The following is a 19,186-nucleotide window of genomic DNA, read 5'->3' as shown; positions in this document are numbered from 1 at the left end:
CTCAGTCCCATTCCAGGCCGCCGCGGCGCCAGACGTACGCGTAGGCGACGAAGACGGTGAGCACGAAGAGCAGCATCTCCACGAGCCCGAAAACACCCAGGGCGTCGAAGGTGACGGCCCAGGGGTAGAGGAAGACGATCTCGATATCGAAGATGATGAAGAGCATCGCCGTCAGGTAGTACTTGATCGGGAAGCGCCCGCCGCCGGCCGGCGTGGGGGTCGGCTCGATACCGCACTCATAGGCCTCAAGCTTGGCCCGGTTGTAACGCTTCGGACCGATCAGCGTGGCCATGACCACGGAGAAGATCGCAAAGCCTGCCCCGAGGGCTCCCAGTACGAGGATGGGCGCATACGCGTTCACCGCTCCTCGCTCCTCTCAGTCGGCACTGACTGCTGGCGGTTGGCCGGGCTCACCCACCCGCCTCACAGGTCCCACGAACCCCGCTCGTCCCGGCGAAGATCGAGAACATGTGAAGCAGGTCACAAGCCCAACTGCCTCGCATCCTATGCCCGACACTCTGTGATCTGCGACACGGGGTATTACACAAGCTTTGTGATCTCCACCACCTGACGAAGGATCATGAAGTCGGATGAGCGGTGATCTTCGCACGAGAGGCGTCCGAGTGATCACCAGAGGTGACATTTTCGCTCGTCGACCCAGCTGGAGGGCGGCATCTCCATATCAAGAGACTTCCCTTGCATGCAAATTCGCGCTGGACGTGAGGCCTTGATAGAGGGCCGCGTTCACACATCAGAGGGAGGGGCGGGCGAGGTATGGACGCGTGCACGCATTCACGAGCGGATTTCGTGGAGGCGCGCACGCAGGACGCACTCGACCCCGTGACCGTTGCGTGACCTCGGCCACACCCATGAGGGGCCGATGAGAACGGGGGTTGGCCACCTGTCCCAACAGGTGGTAGGTGGGGGGCAATTCGGGCGTAACGAAGAAAGGGCGTGATCACCGGCCAGATGGAGGCCGTCCGCAATGTCCGTTACGGCGTCAATAAAGAGCGACACACCCGGGATTCAGGGCTCCCATTGAACAACTGTGGCGCAGCACACGTTTCTTGAAGGTATGGAGGAGCCCCTGGTACCCGTTGTTCCCATGTCCCACACCGCTCACATACGCAGCCACCGGAAGCCCCGCCGCACCGCGTCGTCGACAGTCGCGATGCGGGCCGGAGTTGCCGGTGGCATCCTCAGCACCGTGGCAGTGGCCGGCACGTCCGCTTCGGCGAACGCGGCTGAGCCGGTGACGCAGACGCTCGAACTGCCCACGCTCACTGCCGACCTGGCCGCACAGGTCGAGCAGTCCGCGCAGGCCACCCAGTTGGCCGCGGCCACCTACGAACTGCAGGCCGAGCGTGACGCGGCCGCCGCCGCGGCGGCCCAGGAGGCCAAGAAGGACCTCGCGGAAGCGAAGAAGAAGGCAGAGGCCAAGAAGAAGGCGGAGGAGGCCCGTAGGGCTGCGGCGGAGGAAGCCGCCTCCCGCGCCGCCGAGCGGACGGCGCTCTCCGCCGACGCCGACACGTCCACGTCGGTGTCCGCGCCGGCGAGCGGCAGTGTCGCGACGGTCATCTCCTTCCTCCAGGCGCAGGTGGGCGACGCCTACGTCCTGGGAGCCTCCGGCCCCGACGCCTGGGACTGCTCCAGCCTGGTGCAGGCCGCGTTCAAGCAGGTCGGCGTGGACCTTCCGCGGGTCTCGCAGGACCAGTCGATGGCCGGCACCGATGTCTCCCTGTCCAACCTTCAGGTGGGCGACATCCTGTACTGGGGCGGCAAGGGCTCCGCGTACCACGTGGGCGTCTACATCGGAAACGGCCAGTACCTGGACGCGGCCAACCCCTCCAAGGGCGTGGTGATCCAGGATCTGTCCGGGTACCCGGCGTCAGGTGCGGTGCGCGTGCTCTGAGCCGCGCCACAGCGAACGTACGACCGGAAGGGCCGCAGCCGCTCGGGGGCAGCGGCCCTTCCGGTGGCGTTCTCCGGCCCGTTCAGCCGCGGTCGAAGGTTCCGGGCAGGCCCAGCCGGCAGCGGGCCTCGTCGATGCGTTTGAGCGGGTTCCATCTCCGGCGGGCGGGACAGCTGTTGAGGGAGGCACCCTGCGGCGGGCGGGCCGTCCGGGCAGCAGGCCCTCACCTGCTGCCCGGACGGCCCGCTGACCCGCCGGACGGCTACGCCTTCGGCGCCACCTTGCTCAGCCCGTTGATGATCCGGTCCATCGCGTCGCCGCCGGTCGGGTCGGTGAGGTTGGCCAGCATCTTCAGGGTGAACTTCATCAGGAGGGGGTGGGTCAGGCCGCGCTGGGTCGCGATCTTCATGACCTTCGGGTTGCCGATGAGCTTCACGAAGGCGCGACCGAGGGTGTAGTAGCCGCCGTAGGTGTCCTTGAGGACGCGTGGGTAGCGCTGGAGGGCGATCTCGCGCTGGGCCGGGGTGGCACGCGCGTGTGCCTGCACGATGACGTCGGCGGCGATCTGGCCGGACTCCATGGCGTAGGCGATGCCCTCGCCGTTGAAGGGGTTCACCAGGCCGCCGGCGTCGCCGACGAGCAACAGCCCGCGCGTGTAGTGGGGCTGGCGGTTGAAGGCCATGGGCAACGCGGCCCCGCGAATGGGCCCGGTCATGTTCTCCGGCGTGTAGCCCCAGTCCTCCGGCATCGACGCGCACCAGGCCTTGAGCACCTCGCGCCAGTCCAGCTCCTTGAAGGAGTCGGAGGTGTTCAGGACGCCCAGGCCGACGTTGGACGTGCCGTCGCCCATCCCGAAGATCCAGCCGTAGCCCGGCAGCAGCCGGTCCTCGCCCGGGCCCCGGCGGTCCCACAGCTCCAGCCAGGACTCCAGGTAGTCGTCGTCGTGGCGGGGGCTCTCGAAGTACGTCCGGACCGCGACGCCCATCGGGCGGTCCTCGCGGCGGTGCAGGCCCATCGCCAGGGAGAGGCGGGTGGAGTTGCCGTCGGCGGCCACCACCAGCGGGGCGTGGAAGGTGACCTCCCGCTTCTCCCCGGAGTCGCCCAGCTTGGCGTGCACGCCGGTGATGCGGCCGGTGCGGTCGTCGATGATCGGGGCGCCGACGTTGCAGCGCTCGTACAGGCGGGCACCGGCCTTCTGGGCCTGGCGGGCGAGCTGCTCGTCGAAGTCGTCGCGCTTGCGGACGAGGCCGTAGTCGGGGAAGGAGGCGAGATCCGGCCAGTCCAGCTGGAGCCGCACACCACCGCCGATGATGCGCAGGCCCTTGTTGCGCAGCCAGCCGGCCTCTTCCGAGATGTCGATGCCCATCGCGACAAGCTGCTTGGTGGCGCGCGGGGTCAGCCCGTCGCCGCACACCTTCTCGCGGGGGAAGCTGGTCTTCTCCAGCAGCAGTACGTCGAGTCCGGCCTTCGCCAGGTAGTACGCGGTCGTGGAGCCGGCTGGCCCCGCGCCGACGACGATCACATCGGCGGTGTTTTCGGAGAGGGGCTCGGTCACGACGGGATCTCCCCAAGTTCGAAATGTACGTGCCGACGGGCACTGGACATGGGCAGTCTATTCAGCGTTACTGATCACCCGGCTGAAGGGCTGCCCCGTGAACCGAGCACTTCCCGTGGTACGGCTCCGTGTCCCCACCGACGAGGACGCCGTCGCCTGGCACCGGATCTTCGACGACCCGGATGTCATGGAGTTCCACGGCGGCCGGTCGGCCGAGTTGTCCGTGTACGAGGAACTCACCGCCCGCCAGCGCAGACACGACGCCGAACGCGGCTTCTGCCTGTGGACCGTGCTCGACGAGCCCGGCGAGGTCATCGGCTTCACCGGCGCACAGCCGTGGGAGCGTGGCTGGGGCCCCACGGGCGAGATCGAGATCGGCTGGCGGCTCGGACGGGCGTACTGGGGGAAGGGGTACGCCACCGCCGCCGCGCGGCTGACGCTGGAGCGCGTGCGGGCGGCCGGGGTACCGAGTGTCGTGGCGATGGTCCTCGCCGACAACGCGCGGTCGATCGCGGTGACGCGGCGGCTCGGCATGCGTCTCGCCGAGGTCTTCACGACGCCGGAGTCGAAGCAGCAGGGACACTGCTACCGGCTCGACTTGTAACTCCACGTAACCAGCTGCTACAGAAAGCCACTTGACGCTTCCGGACAACACTCCCGTGCGGTTACCCTGCCAGTACCGCTGGGGGTGACATCTGTGCACATAACACCCAAGACGCCCGAAGTGCGCGTACCGAAGCTGGTCGGTCTGATGGCCATGGACGCGCGCGAGGAGGCAGAGGCTCACGGAGTGCTCCTCGCCGCACCCGACCGGCCCGACTTCCACCTCACGGTCGTCGACTATGTCGTACGGCAGTACCCGCTGCCCGGCGTCGAGGTGCCGCGCGGGGCCGTGGTCACCGTATGGTTCGACCTCGGCGAGGGCGAGGGCGGCGGAGGCGCGGGCGTGCGTGAGCCGCGGATCCCCAATCCGCCGAGGGGCGGAATGCAGCGCGAGCTGGACGCAGCCGGGGACGCCTTCGAGGTGATCCACTGAAAGGTCCCCCCTGAAAAGTGCCCCCTGAAATCTGGGTCAGCTCTCCTTGAAGCCCCGGTGCAGAGCGACCACCCCGCCGGTCAGGTTCCGCCAGGCCACCTTCGACCAGCCGGCCTTGCCCAGCCGCTCGGCCAGCGCGGGCTGGTCGGGCCAGGCGCGGATGGACTCGGCGAGATAGACGTACGCGTCGGGGCTGGAGGAGACCGCGCGGGCGATCGGCGGCAGGGCGCGCATCAGGTACTCGGTGTAGACCGTGCGGAAGGGCGTCCAGGTCGGGTGCGAGAACTCGCAGATCACGACCCGGCCGCCGGGCTTGGTCACCCGGTACATCTCGCGCAGCGCGGCATCCGTGTCCTGGACGTTGCGCAGCCCGAAGGAGATCGTGACGGCGTCGAAGACGTCGTCCCTGAACGGCAGCCGCGTCGCGTCGCCCGCGGTCAGCGGCAGCCAGGGGTGGTTCCGCTTCCCGACCTGGAGCATGCCGAGGGAGAAGTCGCAGGGGACGACATACGCGCCGCTGCGGGTGAAGGGCATCGAGGACGTCGCCGTGCCGGCCGCCAGGTCCAGGACCTTCTGGGCGGGACGGGCGTCGACGGCCCTGGCGACCTCCTTGCGCCACAGCCGGTCCTGGCCGAGCGACAGCACGTCGTTCGTCAGGTCGTACCGTTCCGCGACGTCGTCGAACATCGAGGCGACTTCGTGCGGCTGCTTGTTCAGGGAAGCGCGGGTCACGGCCCCATTCTTGCAGTACGGCTCCCAGCACCGGCTCAGGGGATGAGCCTCGGTCGCCGCTTCCCCGCCACGTCCTCCGCCCATCCGCACAACAGGACGAACACCGCGATCAGGATCCACCCGATCCCGAACATGAACCACTGGCTCTCCAGCGGCAGCCACTTCTCGAACGCGGGCACGTTCCAGAACTGGTCGATCAGCGGAACGGCGAGGATCAGGGCGATCTCGTGCCACAGGTAGATCGTCACCGCGCGGGAGTTGAAGATCGTGACGATCCGGTCCGTCCGCCGGAAGCCGGTCAGCCAGGCGAAGTCGATTCGGAAGTACGACTTCACCCAGAACAGCAGCGTCACGAAGCCGGCCGACCAGAAGGCCTGGGCGAGCGGGATGTCGTCGAGGTCGTACGAACCCGTCTCGGCCTGGTGCGTGAAGGTGTACCAGCCGCCGTAGCCGATCGCGGCGAGCGAGAGGATCACTACGGCGGCCGGCTTCAGTCGCTGCAGGACTCCGTCGCGGTGCGCGAAGCCGAGGATCCAGCAGAAGAGGAAGGTGGCGAGGTCGGTCAGCGCGCTGCCGAAGCGGTCGTCGGGGGGCTCCCAGAGGAAGTGCAGGACCAGGATCGGGGACAGGGACAGCAGCAGGACCGGTACCGGGGCCGGCCGGAACACCTTCAGCAGGAGCGGGGACAGCAGCACGAACCAGAGGTACGTCCGCAGGTACCAGAGGATCTCCCAGGCCTGGACAGCCCATGCGTTGCCCGGCGGGTCGCCGAGCGGCACGACCCAGAAGACGATCTGCCAGCCCGGCATCCAGCCGTGGATCAGCATCGCGAGGACCACGAAGAAGCCCCAGAACCAGAACGGGGGCAGGAGCCGGCGCATCCGGCTGCGCACCACCTTGAACGCCGGGCGCTCCAGGGACCTCGCCATCAGGGTGCCGGCCAGGCCGAACATGATGCCCATGGAGGGGAACACCATCCCGGCCCAGGCCCAGCCGAAGGTGTGGTAGGTGACGACGCGGATGAGAGCGACGGCCCTCAGGGTGTCGAAGTAGCGGTCACGGGTGGGGTTCTGTGCCGGACGGGCGGCAGCGGCCGGACGGTCGACGACCACGCCGCCCCTGCGATGCGAGCCCATCTCAGCTCGCCCCCGCCGGAGTCCCGACCTCACCGGTCCGCTTCAGCTTCTGCCAGCGGAGTCGGCCGCCGGTGAGGGCGGTGATGCAGGAGTGGATGAGGACGAGGTACATCATCTGGCGGTAGGCCAGTTGCTGGAGGGGCATCATCAGGAGGTAGCGGTACCGCTCCCGGTCGAGGCGGAAGGCGTACGCCGCGCAGACGAGCTGGACGCCGAGGACCGCGAGCCAGGCCAGCAGCGCCGCCTCGAAGTCGACGAAGATCATCGAGTAGACGGTGAAGACGTCGATGAGCGGGGCGAAGACCGGCGTGATGATCTGGAAGATGACCACCAGCGGCATGCCCACCCGGCCGAAGCGGCCGGAAGGGCCCTTGTCCGTCAGGGACTTGCGGTGCTTCCACAGCGCCTGCATCGTGCCGTACGACCAGCGGTAGCGCTGGGACCACAGCTGCTTCAGCGAACCGGGCGCCTCCGTCCAGGCCTTGGCGTGCTCCTGGTAGACGACCCGCCAGCCCTGGCGGTGCATGGCGATGGTGATGTCGGTGTCCTCGGCGAGCGTGTCCTCGCTCATGCCGCCGACCTCCAGGACCGCCGCGCGACGGAACGCGCCGATCGCGCCGGGGATGGTCGGCATGCAGCGCAGCAGGTCGTACATGCGGCGGTCGAGGTTGAAGCCCATCACGTACTCGATGTGCTGCCAGGCGCCGATGACGGTGTCGCGGTTGCCGACCTTGGCGTTGCCGGCGACCGCGCCGATCCCGGGGTCGGCGAAGGGCTGCACCAGCCGGCGCACGGTCTCCGGCTCGAAGACGGTGTCGCCGTCCATCATCACGACGATGTCGTGACTGGCGCTGCGCACACCGTTGTTCAGCGCGGCCGGCTTGCCCGCGTTCTCCTGGCGGATGACGCGGACGTTGGTCATGCCGAGCGAGTCGGCCGCAGCCCGCGCGATCTCCGACGTGCCGTCCGACGACCCGTCGTCGACGATGATGATCTCGATCGGATGGGTGCTCTTCGCCAGCGACTCAAGGGTGTTGGCGATGCACTCCTTCTCGTTGTACGCCGGGACGATCACGCTCACCGGCCGGGTGACCGGCGGTCCCCAGGTGAACCGGCGCTTGTTGCGCTGTCTGTAGTGGCGGCGGGCCAGGACCAGCATCATCCCGAACCGGCCCAGCACGGCCACGCCGACGACGATCAGCCCGACGGACAGCGTCGGCACGGTCCACTCGGCGACCGCGACGGCGGCGATGAGGGCCTTGCCCTCGTAGAGGGTGGCGCCGGTGGCGGTGCGGTGGGCGGCCTGGAGGCTCGCAGCGCCGTCACCGGGCTGCTGGCCGCCCGGCTGCTGACCGCCGGTTCCAGGGACACCCGCACCAGCCTGCTGGCCGGAGGACCCTTGCCCGGAAGCCGCCTGGCCGGACCCCGTCTGCCCGCTCGCCTCCTGCTGCTGGATCGCCCCGCTGATGGTGGTGAAGGTGTACCCCTTCGCCTTCATCTTCTTGATGTACGTCGGCAGCGCCTTGATCGTCTGCTCGCGCACGCCCCCCGCGTCATGGAAGAGGACCGACGCGCCCTTGCCGTCCTCCGGCGTGGCCCACTTGACGATCTTCGAGACGCCCGGCTGCTTCCAGTCGTCGCTGTCGGTGTCGATGAAGACGCTGGTGAACCCTTCCTCGCCCAGCTTCTTGTAGACCGGCCAGCTGTAGTTGTCGATGGCGTCCGTCTCCGAGGAGTACGGGGCGCGGAACAGGGTGGTCGTGATGCCGGCCGCGCCCGCGAGCGCGAGCTGCGTCTGGGTCATCTCCCGCTGGATGCGGGCGTCGCTCTGGTACGACAGGTCGACGTGGGTGAAGGTGTGGATGCCCACCTCGTTGCCCTGCTCGACCACGTCCTTCACGATGCCCGGGTAGCGGGAGACCATCGAGCCGACCACGAAGAACGTGGCGGGGACGTCGTACTTCTCCAGGATCTTCAGGACCTGGGGCGTGTACGTGGGGTTGGGACCGTCGTCGAAGGTGAGCGCGATGGTCTTCTCCGGCACGGAGACCGTGGTGGCCTGGCCGCCCCGGAAGGTGACGATCGGGCCGCCGTCGAGGATCTTGTCCGGGACCTTGCTGGAACTGGCGCCGCTGCGCACCCGCTGATCACCGCCGACCTCGGCGCGCAGATAGCCGTCGAGCAGCATGATGCTGGTCAGCGCCAGCAGGAGAAGCAGGGCGAGGATCACACGCGGCTTCTGCAGCGCCGCGGCCTTGCCTGCGGCCCGCTGCACCTTCGAGGGGGCTCGCCTGCGGCCGCGGGAGGACGTCGTCGAAGTCATGAGAGTGGCTGCGTCCCGGTCAGTTGGCGGCGGAGGTCGCGGTCGGGGTGGCGCTCGGAGTGGCGCTCGGAGTGGCGCTCGGCGGAATGCCGGTGGGGGTGCCCGTGGGCGGGGCACCGGTGGCGGTGCCCGCGGGCGGGGTGCCGGTGGGCTGCGCGGGCGGGGTGCCGGTGGGGGCGACGCCGCCCTGCGGCTGCTGGCCGCCGGGTCCCTGGTCGCCGCCGGGGGCGCCCTGGCCGTTGTTGCCGAAGGGCAGCAGCTGGGACGGGTTGAGCGAGATGCCCACGCCCATGAACGCCATGCCCAGGACGACCGCGTAGCCGAGGCAGACGACACCGACGAGGACGCCGATCCGGCGCAGCGCCTTCGACCGGCGCCCGGAGTTGTCAACGAACACGGGGCCTTCTGCGGAGGGCCCGCTGCCGCGTTTGCGGCGGCGACCGCGGACCGCGGCGCGGGTTTCGGTGGCAGGCTCGGAATGCATTCCCCGGATATTAGGGAGCCTTTATGTGGCAAAAACTCGGGAGTTCATATGAGACAGCCATGAGAAACGCCTCAACCTGTCCGTTCACTGTGAGATTACGGATTCTGCCCTCGTGAAGCCCAGCTCCGTGTGAGACATTCCCACCCCAGAAATCACGAGAGCGGGTGCGTACACAATGCGGAGTTTCCTGAGGCCGGCGGCCGGGCTCACCTGTCTGATCGCCCTGGCCACCGCGGGGTGCTCCAGTGGCTCCGCCGACTCCTCGGACGCGGCGGCCCCCGCCGGATCCGCGTCACCCGGCGCGACGTCCAGCCCGTCGTCCAGTACGTCGTCCAGCCCGTCGTCCAGCACCTCGTACGCCCCGTACGTCAGTGCCACGGCCGCGTCCGACAACGACTCCACGGGCTCCCCCACGACGTACAATCTGGCCTTCGTGATCTCCGGCGGCAGCGGCTGCACGCCGAAGTGGAACGGCACGGCCGCCATCGGCGATACGACCGTGCAGTCCCGTATCTCCGCGCTCAAGGAGTCCGGCGCCGCCGTCCGCGTCTCCTTCGGCGGGGCCTCCGGGGAGGAACTGGCGGAAAGCTGCGACAGTGCGCGCGAGTTGGCCGAGGCGTACGGCAAGGCGCTGGACGCCGCCGGGTCCGAGCAGGCCGACTTCGACATCGAGGGCGATGCGCTGACCGACTCCACGTCAGTCGAACTGCGCTCCAGGGCCATCGCGTTGCTTCAGCAGGAGCGCAGCGACCTGAAGGTGTCGTTCACGCTGCCGGTCATGCCGTCGGGGCTGGACGAGGACAGTCTGACGTTGCTGGAGTCGGCCAACAACAACTCCGTGCAGGTCGCCACGGTCAACCTCATGACCATGAATTACAGCGAGTCGTACGACGGGGACATGGGGGGCTATGCGATCACCGCGGCGAAGGCCGCGCACGATCAACTGGCCGATGTCTTCGGGCTGTCCGACGCGGCGGCGTGGCGTGGAATGGCGCTGACTTCGATGATCGGGGTGAATGACGTGGACGGTGAGACGTTCACGTTGTCCGATGCGGCACAGGTGCGGGCGTTCGCGGAGGAGAAGGAGGTCGCGTGGGTGTCGATGTGGTCCACGCTCCGGGATCAGGAGTGCGAGGACGGGAACGCGGACGACGATGACGCGGCCACCAATTGCAGTGGGGTGGAGCAGGAGGCGGGGGCGTTTGCGGAGGCGTTCGCCGAGTGAGGGTCTGTGACTGGCGCCCGCCTTACCGGCGTCTGTGCACCAAACGGCCCGCGCACACCGTCGCGATGCAGTCGCCGCCGTCGTCCAGGACCGCCAGATCCGCCCGGCCGTTCTCGGTGATCGCCGTGGGCCGAGGGTGCGGCACTACGAGCACGTCGTTCCGTGCCGCCGCCGCCCGGAGTTCAGCGGTGCCGGCGTACTCCTCCAGCACAGCCACCGCCCCCCGCTTCAGCACGGCGTGAATCCGTTCGCGCGGTGTCGGGGCGTCCGGGAGCGGGCCGTCGTACACGCGCGCGGGCCCGAGCACACCGCCGGGCCAGCGCCGTACCCGCGCGCCCGGGAACCGCTCCGTCAGCTCGGCGAGCGGACCCACCGCGGCGACCCGACCGCCGTCCACCGCCACGGCACCGCCCGCGACGGGCTCTCCGCTCCCCCAGACGGTCCGTACCTCGTCCGCCGTATGAATCGTCAGCACGGGTACGTCAGTTGGAAGCGAGCAGCTTCAGTTCGGGGTGTGCGGTGCCGCCCTCGATCGCGGTGGACGAGATGTGGGACATGACGCGCTCGTCGACGGGGTCGTTCGCCGGGTCGTCGTGCACGACGAGGTGCTCGTACGTGGTCGAGCGCTGGGCGGGCACGCGGCCCGCCTTGCGGATCAGGTCGATGATCTCCAGGCGGTTGGAGCGGTGCTTGGCGCCCGCGCTGGAGACGACGTTCTCCTCCAGCATGATCGAACCGAGGTCGTCGGCGCCGTAGTGGAGGGAGAGCTGGCCGATCTCCTTGCCGGTGGTCAGCCAGGATCCCTGGATGTGCTGGATGTTGTCCATGAACAACCGCGCGATGGCGATCATCCGCAGGTACTCGAAGAGCGTCGCCTGCGTACGGCCCTTCAGGTGGTTGTTCTCCGGCTGGTAGGTGTACGGGATGAAGGCCCGGAAGCCGCCCGTCCGGTCCTGTACGTCCCGGATCATCCGCAGATGCTCGATGCGCTCGGCGTTGGTCTCACCGGTGCCCATGAGCATCGTGGACGTCGATTCCACGCCCAGCTTGTGCGCGGCCTCCATGATCTCCAGCCAGCGCTCACCGGACTCCTTGAGGGGCGCGATGGCCTTGCGGGGGCGCGCGGGGAGAAGTTCCGCGCCGGCGCCGGCGAACGAGTCGAGGCCGGCGGCGTGGATGCGCCGGATCGCCTCCTCGACGCTCACCTCGGAGATCCGGGCCATGTGCTCGACCTCGCTCGCCCCCAGGCTGTGGATGACGAGCTGCGGGAAGGCCTGCTTGATCGCCGAGAAGTGCCGCTCGTAGTACTCGACGCCGAAGTCCGGGTGGTGGCCGCCCTGGAACATGATCTGCGTACCGCCGAGCTCGACGGTCTCGGCGCACCGCCGCAGGATGTCGTCCAGGTCGCGGGTCCAGCCCTTGGCCTCGTCCTTGGGGGCCGCGTAGAAGGCGCAGAACTTGCAGGCCGTGACGCAGACGTTCGTGTAGTTGATGTTGCGCTCGATGATGTACGTCGCGATGTGCTCGGTTCCGGTGTACCGGCGGCGGCGTACGGCGTCGGCGGCGGCGCCCAGCGCGTGCAGCGGGGCGTCACGGTAGAGGTCGAGCGCCTCCTCGGGGGTGATCCGCCCACCCTCGGCCGCACGGTCGAGGACGGACTGAAGGTCGGCCTTCTCGGTCACCGGAGCGTCCCTTTCGTCAAGGGTTGTGGACAGACCCAGCCAGCCTACGCCAGCCCTTTTGCCCGCCCTACCTCAGGCCGTGAACGCCCCGACCTCAGGCCGCGCACGCCCCGACCTCAGGCCGCGCACGCCCCGACCTCAGACCGCGTACGCCCCGACCTCAGACCGCGCACGCCCCGCTCAGCAGCCCGGCATACGCCCCCGCGATCAGGAACGGCCCGAACGGGATCGCCGTCTTCCGGTCCGCCTTCCGCGCGACGACGAGCGCACCGCCGTAGAGCGCCCCCAGCAGGAACCCCGCCAGCGTGCCGAGCAGCACGGTCGGCCAGCCGTACCAGCCGAGCGCGGCCCCCACGCCGAGCGCCAGCTTGACGTCGCCGAAGCCCATGCCGCCGGGGTTGATCCGGAACAGCACGAAGTAGCCGCCGCCGAGCGCGAGCGCGCCGGACAGGGCGGTGAGCCAGTCCCCGGTGTGCTCGGGGACGAGCGCGACCAGCCCGAGGAGGACCAGGACCGCCGCCGCGAGCGGGAGGGTCAGCGCGTCCGGCAGGCGCTGCACCCGGAAGTCGACGACCGCGAGGAGCACGCCGAGGGGGGCGAGGAGGAGCCACACGGCGACTTCGGGACGGGTGTCGGTGGCGGCGGCGAGGACGGCGCAGACGACTGCGGTGGTGAGCGGGAGGAGGGGGGTGGCGGGGCCGTACGACGGATCGGGGCACTCGGCGCAGCGCGCCCGCCCGGCCCACCCCCGGATCGCATGCCCGCCCGGACACAGCTCTCGCCACTCCTCCCCCGACGGGACGGAGAAGCGGTAGGCCGCGCGGGGCAGCAGCGCACCCGTCACCCCGCCCCACAGCGCGGCGACGATCACGAGGAGGCCGGTCACAAGGAGCCAGTATGGCAGCGGCAGTTCTACCGGCCCCGGCCCTTCGGCAGCATGATCGTGCGGGACACCACGAACGTCGCCGGAATCGCCACCATCGACGCGAGCAGCGGGGCGAAGCGGCTCCCGGCGTGCAGGATGTCGACGATGACGTACACCCCTGCCGTCGTGACGACGAAGCTCGTCGCGTTCGTCAGGGGGAACAGCAGGAACTTCCGCCAGGTCGGCCTCGTCCGGTAAGTGAACCGGGTGTTGAGGAAGAAGGACCCGATCATGCTGAGGCAGGAGGCGAGGAGGTGCGCGGCCATGTAGGGCAGGTGCGGCAGAAGCAGCAGATATAGGCCGTAGTACGTCCCGGTGTTGATGACACCGACGACCGCGAAGACGAGGATCTGCCCCGATATCGGGCGGGGCTCCGCCACGGTTCCGGTTCGCGCGCTCGCCAGTGAGTTGCTCATCACGGAATTACTCATCAGGTAATGAGGTCCTTGGTCGCTTGGCTGCCGCACGGTGCCTGGTCCTGGGTTCGCTTCACATTCGTGGCCTTCACCAGGAAGTGCGGGCGCCCCTTGACCTCGTAGTAGATCCTGCCCGTGTATTCGCCGATGATCCCCAGCATGATCATTTGCATGGCCGCGGCGGCGGTGACGGCCGTGATGATGGTGACATAGCCCGGGGTCTCCACGCCATTGATGAGCGCGGCGCCCACGATCCACGCCGTATACAGGCCCGTGCACAGCAGCAGTGCCATGCCGAGGTGGAGGGCGGCGCGCAGCGGGCGGTTGTTGAAGGAGAGCAGGCCGTCGAGGCCGTAGTTGAGGAGGCTGCGGAAGTTCCAGGAACTGCTGCCGTGGGCGCGGGTGGCGTTGTCGTACTCGAAGGTGGTGCTGGGGAAACCCACCCAGGCGAACAGGCCCTTGGAGAAGCGGTTGTACTCGGTGAGGTCCAGGATCGCGTCCACCACACGTCGGGAGAGCAGCCGGAAGTCACCGACGCCGTCGACGAGTTCGACGTCGACGAGGCGGTTGATGAGGCGGTAGTAGAGGCGCGCGGTGACCGTGCGGGTGAAGCGGTCGCCGGTCCTGGTCCGCTTGGCGATGACCTGGTCGTGGCCCTGTGCGTGCAGTTCCACCATGCGGTGGATCAGCTCCGGCGGGTGCTGGAGGTCGGCGTCCATGACGATCACGGCGTCTCCCGAGGCGTGGCGCAGGCCGGCGAGCAGGGCTGCCTCCTTGCCGAAGTTGCGGCTGAAGGAGACATAGCGCACGCGCGCGTCGAGTTCGGCCAGCCGCTGCAGCTCTCCCAGAGTCCTGTCGCCGCTGCCGTCGTCGACGTAGACGAACTCCATGTCGTGGCCGAGCGGCAGGAGTTCCTCCGCGATCTTCTGGGCCGCGTCGTGGAACCGGGCTATGACGTCTTCTTCGTTGTAACAGGGTGCGACGATCGAGATGAGCATGGTTCGGGTACTCCCCGTGAGGTTCGGTCGGCGAGCGGTGGTCATGCGCTCGGGCGGTGGTGTACGCGCCGTCGCCTGACCGCGGCGAGGACGCTGAGGACGATGAGGGTCAGCAGCGAGGCGGCGCCGACGGCTCCGCCCAGGCGCAGGCCCGGTGGGTGGAAGGTGCAGGTGAGGCTGGTCGAGGAGCCGTCCAGGGGGACGGCGATCAGGCCGTAGTACTGCTTCGCGGGTACGGCGTCGGCGTCCCCCGCCGCACAGCGCCAGCCGGCGATGCGCGGCGCGGCGACGACCGCGGTTCCCTCGCTGCCGGGCGGGAGTTCGGCGCGGATCGTGCCGTCGGAGACGGACACCTTCGTGGCGCCGGTGGTCTTCAGCTGGTCGACGGCGGTGCGCAGGCGCCCGGTGTCCAGGCAGCCGACCGCGTCCCCGGGGACGACACCCGGCCGGTTGGGGGACAGCTCGACGCGGAGCCGTCCGGAGGCCGGGACCGTGCCGAGGCGCTGCATCGCGGCGATCTTGGTGCCGGGGTCGGACCGGAAGCGCGCGGGGGTGCGCGCGCCGGTGATGCTCGCGGTGCCGGAGAAGTGCGGGGCCCAGAGGTACGCCTCGCTGCCGGCCCGGCAGGTGGCGGTGAGCGTCGAGTTGCCGGGGCCTTCGACCCGCAGGCCGGGCCGGCTGTCGGCGCTGCGCGGCGGCTGCTTCCCCGCGGGGGTGCGGACGGTGACGGTGGGCACGGTGTAGACCTGGGTGCCCAGCAGCAGTTCCTGGTTGCGGTACGGCGACGGCCCGTAGGCGGAGACGTCCGCGCCGGCGTCCGGCCGTACCGTCACCAGGGGCGGCACGTCCTCCCGGTCCACCGTCACCTTGGTGCCGTCCTGCGGGAACCAGTCCTGATGCGGGTCCGGCGGTGAGTGCACCCGCGCCCCGACGGAGAAGATCGCGTCCGTGACGGCGTTGTCCAGGCTCTGCACGCTGCGGCCACGGGAGGTGTAGCCGTCCCCGAGCGCGACGAGCGTGCGGCTGAGGACGTCGGAGGTCATGCTGCTGTAGTACTGGCCGCCCTGACCGCCCACCATCAGCGCGTCGTTGGCGACGGTCTGCTGCCGGCCCGGGTCGGTCCGGTACCGGGGCCAGCCGTCGGCCTCGGCGATCACCTCCGACTGCTGCTGCTGCCGCGGGCCCCAGGGCGCGTAGTCGTCGAGGTGGCCGTAGCGCAGCCGGGTGGCGACGGCGGAGGTGGCGGTGGCCTCGCCGACCTGTGTGCCGATGAGGAGGGTGACGGCGAGGCCGGCCAGGACGGTCTTGCGCCCGCTGTGGTGGCGGGCGAGCAGGGCCAGCCCGCACAGGGCGCCCGCGGCGGCGAGAAGGGTGAGCGGCAGGGTGAAGGAGCGGTCCGTCAGCGCGCTGCGGCTTGCGACGGCGATGATCAGCGCCAGCAGTCCGCCCGCCGCGGCCAGCGCGCGCCGGCCGGGAGGACCGTACGACAGTGCGTGCCAGGCGGCGATCACCAGCAGCCCGCAGAGCACGAAGGTCTGTCGGTACGGGCTGCCGTTCGGGGTGGAGAAGGCGTGCCAGAGAAGGTGGGTCGGGCCCCACTGGAACGACAGCGCGACGGCGGCGACGAGCAGCGTCCAGCCGTAGCGGATCCGGCGCGGGACCTTCCGGTGGAAGGGCAGCGCGAGGGCGAGCAGCAGCGCCGTGGTTCCGACGTAGATGGCCGGGCTGCTGAAGCTGTATGTCGTCGGCAGCAGCCGGGCCAGCAGGTCCTGCGTCGCTGCGGGGGTGAACGTCCGGACCATGCCGGGGTAGGCGTGCTTGGTGCCGAAGTACACGGTGACCACCAGCGGAGCCGCCAGCCCCACCCCGAGCGTGACGGTCAGTACGGCCCGTCCCGCCGCGGCGAGGCGTTGCCTCCGGTCGAGGTCCGCGAGCCACAGCCTGAGCAGCAGGACGAGACCGGCGGCGAGCGTGGCCATGTACGCCGTGTAGAAGTTGGCGATCCAGACGAGCGCCACGACGATCACGCCGAGCACCGGGCGCCGGCCGTTCAGCGCCCACTCGCCGACCAGGCACAGCAGCGGCAGGGCGAGCAGACCGTCGAGCCACATCGTGTTGTAGACGGCGGTCGCCAGCGTCCAGCCGCACAGGGCGTACGACGCACCGAGCAGCCCCGCGGCCCACCAGCGGCCGGGGCGCAGCCTGAGCAGCAGCCAGGCCATCGCGGCCCCCGCCGACGCCACCTTCAGCAGAGTGATCACATACACCGCGAGATCGATCTCGTCCCGCGGGAACACCCCTACGAGCAGGGCGAACGGGCTGCTGAGATACGTACCGAAGTCAGGCAGGAAGCTGGAGCCGTACCCGGACTGCCAGTTGACGAGGAGACCACCGTCGGCCCGCCCGTGCAGCAGGTCCCACAGGTGGGCGTGGAAGGGTACGTACTGGTTGCCGAGGTCGTTGACGCTTCGGGTGCGGGAGCCGAAGGGGTAGCTGCGGGCGATGATGTCGCCGGCGCAGAGGACGGCGACGGTCAGGGCCGCGGCCAGCAGGGCGGCGGTCGGGGCGGCACCGGCGGGGCGGTGGGGCAGACGGAGGCGGGGATGGAGGCGGAGGCGGAGCCGCGTCCGGGTTCCGGGCGCGGCTCCGGGCGACGGCGTTGCCGGGGTGGCCTGTTCCGTCCGTTCGGGACGGGTGGTCTGGTTCACACCCTGTCCCTGTCCGGGCGAACGGCTCGCGTTCCTGTGAGGAACGCCACTTGTAACCATTCTCGGCAAGCCTCCGAAGTACTGCGAGTGGTCGCCGTCTTAGATGAGCGCTGCTCACGAATGGTTGTGTGACTTGAGAAAAGTGCGGGTCCGAATTCCGGTTACGCGTACGGAGTTCCCGAACGGGGCGCCGCTAAAAGGTGACTAAAAGGTAGCCAAAGGACGTCCTGGAAACGGAAACCGCTAATTGATCTTCGACATCCGGGACGTCGGATTCCCCGACTCCGCGCTGTCCGACCGGTAGTCGAGATCGTCCCCGACCGGAGTGATCCGCACCGTCGCGGCGGCCTGACTGCATCCCGCGTGATTGCCCGCCGCCCCCACGGACGTCGCCACGATCTGCTGCTCGGACACGCTCTTCAGCGTCAGTACGTCATTGCAGACGAGGCCGAGCTGATCGGTCTGCCGGAGAGTCCCCAACTCCTCGCCCACGTCCGCCTTGTGGACGATGAGGGGGAAGGTGCCCATGGGAAGGCTGCCGTCGAGCGCGGTGGCCGGGCCCTCCCAAGTGCCGAGGTAGGCGGCGGGGACGGCGGTCGCGCTGCTGTAACCGGGCACCGGGCCGGACGCCGAGCTGGACGGCGAACCGCCCGCCGCGTCCTGCCCGTTGCCCTCACCCGGCAACAGGTCGAACACGACCACCGACCCCACGGTCACCGCCGCCAGCGCCCCCGCGATCGCCAGAGCCACCGTGCAGCTCACCTTCCGTCCCCGCCCTCCGTCACCAGGCACCGAAGTCGCCGCCACGGAAACGGAGAGCCTGCCGGGCCGCTGCGGTGACACCGTGGGCCCGGCATCCCGCGCCTGGGGCACGGAAACCGGCGGCGGGACGGGCGGCGTGGCGGATGGCGTGGCGAGTGGCGTGGCAGGAGGAACGGCAGGAGGAATGGCAGGAGGAATGACCGGCGGCGGCCCGAACTCCCCCGCGGAACCCGCAGAATCCGGCGAACCCGCAGAATCCGGCGAACCCGCAGAACCCGGCGAACCGGCGGAACCCGCCGAACCCGCCGTATTCACCGACGGACTGCTGAACCCCACCGGCCCGGACGCCACATCCCCCGCCGCCTCAAGATTCAGCAGCTGTACGGCACCCCGGCTCACCTGCTCCACCAGCGCCCCCGGCAGCCACCCACCGGCGACCAGCCGCGCCGCGCCCTCGGGAGCCAGTCGCCGGGCCACCTCGCCCGGCGCGGGCCGCGCACCCGGGTCCTTCCCGAGACATGCCGCCACCAGCGCCCGCAAGTCACCGGCCAGGGACCCGAGTTCGGGCTCTTCGTGTACGACCTTGTAGAGCAACGCCGCCGACGAGTCACCCGGAAACGGCGGCTCCCCCGTCGTCGCGTATGCCAGCACCGCCCCCAGCGAGAAGACGTCCGCCGCGCCCGTGACGCCCTTGCCGAGGATCTGCTCGGGCGACATATAGCCGGGCGAGCCGATCGAGACGCCGGTCGAGGTGAGGGACGCCGTGCCGTCCGTGGCCCTGGCGATACCGAAGTCGATCAACAGGGGCCCGTCGAGGGTGAGAAGGACGTTCGACGGCTTCACATCCCGGTGCACCAGCCCCAGTTCGTGCACCGCCGCCAGCGCCTCGGCCAGACCCGCACCCAACACCCGTACGGAAGGCGGCGGCAGCGGACCTCCGTCCGCGACCGCGGCGCTCAGCGACGGCCCCGCCGCATACGCGGTCGCCACCCACGGCACCCGCGCGTCGGGGTCGGCGTCCAGCACCGGCGCGGTCCACGCACCGCCCACCCGGCGCGCGGCGTCGACCTCACGCCGATGGGGGTCCCCCCGCGCGAGGTTGTTCGAGCGTGGGGGAGGGCGCGGAACTCCTCGTCGAGGGCGAAGTGCGGGTGCACGATCTTGACCGCGACCGTCCGGCCGCCGGAGCTGCGGCCCAGATAGACCCGCCCCATGCCGCCGGAGCCGAGCCGGCCGAGCAGCCGGTAGGGACCCACGGCGGTGGGTTCGTCGACATCGAGCGGTCGCATGGC

16 protein-coding genes and 1 pseudogene are annotated in these 19,186 nt (G+C 69.7%); 4 read left to right on the top strand and 13 right to left on the bottom strand.

Features of this window, described 5'->3' with window-relative positions; genetic code table 11:
- Position 1: 1 nt before the first annotated feature.
- On the bottom strand, positions 2–361 hold the full coding sequence (locus GFH49_RS33655; protein WP_033319564.1) for an NADH-quinone oxidoreductase subunit A: 360 nt from the start codon (positions 359–361) through the stop codon (positions 2–4).
- A gap of 714 nt (positions 362–1,075) precedes the next feature.
- Here GFH49_RS33655 and GFH49_RS33650 point away from each other — a divergent pair.
- Positions 1,076–1,912, top strand: a complete 837-nt coding sequence (locus GFH49_RS33650; RefSeq protein WP_155059849.1) for a C40 family peptidase — start codon at positions 1,076–1,078, stop codon at positions 1,910–1,912.
- Between the two features lie 262 nt (positions 1,913–2,174).
- Here the strand turns inward: GFH49_RS33650 and GFH49_RS33645 are convergent, their stop codons facing one another.
- Positions 2,175–3,467, bottom strand: a complete 1,293-nt coding sequence (locus tag GFH49_RS33645; protein ID WP_155059848.1) for a geranylgeranyl reductase family protein — start codon at positions 3,465–3,467, stop codon at positions 2,175–2,177.
- A 97-nt stretch (positions 3,468–3,564) separates the two neighbouring features.
- Between GFH49_RS33645 and GFH49_RS33640 the strand changes: the two genes are divergently transcribed.
- Positions 3,565–4,071: a GNAT family N-acetyltransferase gene (locus tag GFH49_RS33640; protein ID WP_155059847.1), complete on the top strand. Its 507-nt coding sequence runs from the start codon at positions 3,565–3,567 to the stop codon at positions 4,069–4,071.
- Positions 4,072–4,164: 93 nt separating this feature from the next.
- Positions 4,165–4,503, top strand: coding sequence for a PASTA domain-containing protein (locus GFH49_RS33635; protein ID WP_268867535.1), 339 nt, complete (start codon positions 4,165–4,167; stop codon positions 4,501–4,503).
- A 36-nt stretch (positions 4,504–4,539) separates the two neighbouring features.
- Here GFH49_RS33635 and GFH49_RS33630 read toward each other — a convergent pair whose 3' ends face one another.
- From GFH49_RS33630 to GFH49_RS33615, 4 genes are read right to left on the bottom strand one after another with little or no spacing between them, the layout of a single operon-like run.
- Positions 4,540–5,235: a demethylmenaquinone methyltransferase gene (locus GFH49_RS33630; RefSeq protein WP_155059846.1), complete on the bottom strand. Its 696-nt coding sequence runs from the start codon at positions 5,233–5,235 to the stop codon at positions 4,540–4,542.
- A gap of 35 nt (positions 5,236–5,270) precedes the next feature.
- Positions 5,271–6,371 carry an acyltransferase family protein gene (locus tag GFH49_RS33625; RefSeq protein ID WP_155059845.1) on the bottom strand — a complete coding sequence of 367 codons (1,101 nt, stop codon included), beginning with the start codon at positions 6,369–6,371 and terminating at the stop codon, positions 5,271–5,273.
- A 1-nt stretch (position 6,372) separates the two neighbouring features.
- Positions 6,373–8,694 carry a bifunctional polysaccharide deacetylase/glycosyltransferase family 2 protein gene (locus GFH49_RS33620; RefSeq protein ID WP_155059844.1) on the bottom strand — a complete coding sequence of 774 codons (2,322 nt, stop codon included), beginning with the start codon at positions 8,692–8,694 and terminating at the stop codon, positions 6,373–6,375.
- 19 nt (positions 8,695–8,713) lie between these two features.
- Positions 8,714–9,178 carry a hypothetical protein gene (locus GFH49_RS33615; RefSeq protein WP_155059843.1) on the bottom strand — a complete coding sequence of 155 codons (465 nt, stop codon included), beginning with the start codon at positions 9,176–9,178 and terminating at the stop codon, positions 8,714–8,716.
- A 175-nt stretch (positions 9,179–9,353) separates the two neighbouring features.
- On the opposite strand from GFH49_RS33615, the gene GFH49_RS33610 reads away from it, so the two are divergent.
- Entirely contained in the window at positions 9,354–10,403 is a 1,050-nt protein-coding gene (locus tag GFH49_RS33610) for a chitinase (RefSeq protein WP_155059842.1), read from the top strand.
- Between the two features lie 22 nt (positions 10,404–10,425).
- Here the strand turns inward: GFH49_RS33610 and GFH49_RS33605 are convergent, their stop codons facing one another.
- The 7 genes and pseudogenes from GFH49_RS33605 to GFH49_RS33575 all read right to left on the bottom strand — a co-directional run bounded on the left by GFH49_RS33605 (position 10,426) and on the right by GFH49_RS33575 (position 19,183).
- A complete protein-coding gene (locus tag GFH49_RS33605; protein ID WP_155059841.1) occupies positions 10,426–10,878 on the bottom strand; it encodes an imidazolonepropionase-like domain-containing protein in 453 nt (150 codons plus the stop codon).
- A gap of 7 nt (positions 10,879–10,885) precedes the next feature.
- On the bottom strand, positions 10,886–12,085 hold the full coding sequence (gene mqnC / locus GFH49_RS33600; protein ID WP_155059840.1) for a cyclic dehypoxanthinyl futalosine synthase: 1,200 nt from the start codon (positions 12,083–12,085) through the stop codon (positions 10,886–10,888).
- A 160-nt stretch (positions 12,086–12,245) separates the two neighbouring features.
- Positions 12,246–12,971, bottom strand: coding sequence for a prepilin peptidase (locus GFH49_RS33595; RefSeq protein WP_155059839.1), 726 nt, complete (start codon positions 12,969–12,971; stop codon positions 12,246–12,248).
- 26 nt (positions 12,972–12,997) lie between these two features.
- Positions 12,998–13,426, bottom strand: coding sequence for a GtrA family protein (locus tag GFH49_RS33590; protein ID WP_155059881.1), 429 nt, complete (start codon positions 13,424–13,426; stop codon positions 12,998–13,000).
- A gap of 14 nt (positions 13,427–13,440) precedes the next feature.
- Entirely contained in the window at positions 13,441–14,424 is a 984-nt protein-coding gene (locus tag GFH49_RS33585) for a glycosyltransferase family 2 protein (RefSeq protein ID WP_155059838.1), read from the bottom strand.
- A 41-nt stretch (positions 14,425–14,465) separates the two neighbouring features.
- The gene (locus GFH49_RS33580; RefSeq protein ID WP_230396648.1) at positions 14,466–17,015 is read right to left on the bottom strand and encodes a YfhO family protein; all 2,550 of its coding nucleotides are present in this window, start codon (positions 17,013–17,015) and stop codon (positions 14,466–14,468) included.
- 360 nt (positions 17,016–17,375) lie between these two features.
- Positions 17,376–19,183: pseudogene (locus GFH49_RS33575) on the bottom strand (serine/threonine-protein kinase).
- Positions 19,184–19,186 lie beyond the last annotated feature (3 nt).

Source organism: Streptomyces blattellae (assembly GCF_009709555.1).
GTDB lineage: Bacteria > Actinomycetota > Actinomycetes > Streptomycetales > Streptomycetaceae > Streptomyces > Streptomyces blattellae.
This window is presented reverse-complemented; position numbering and strand designations above follow the sequence as displayed.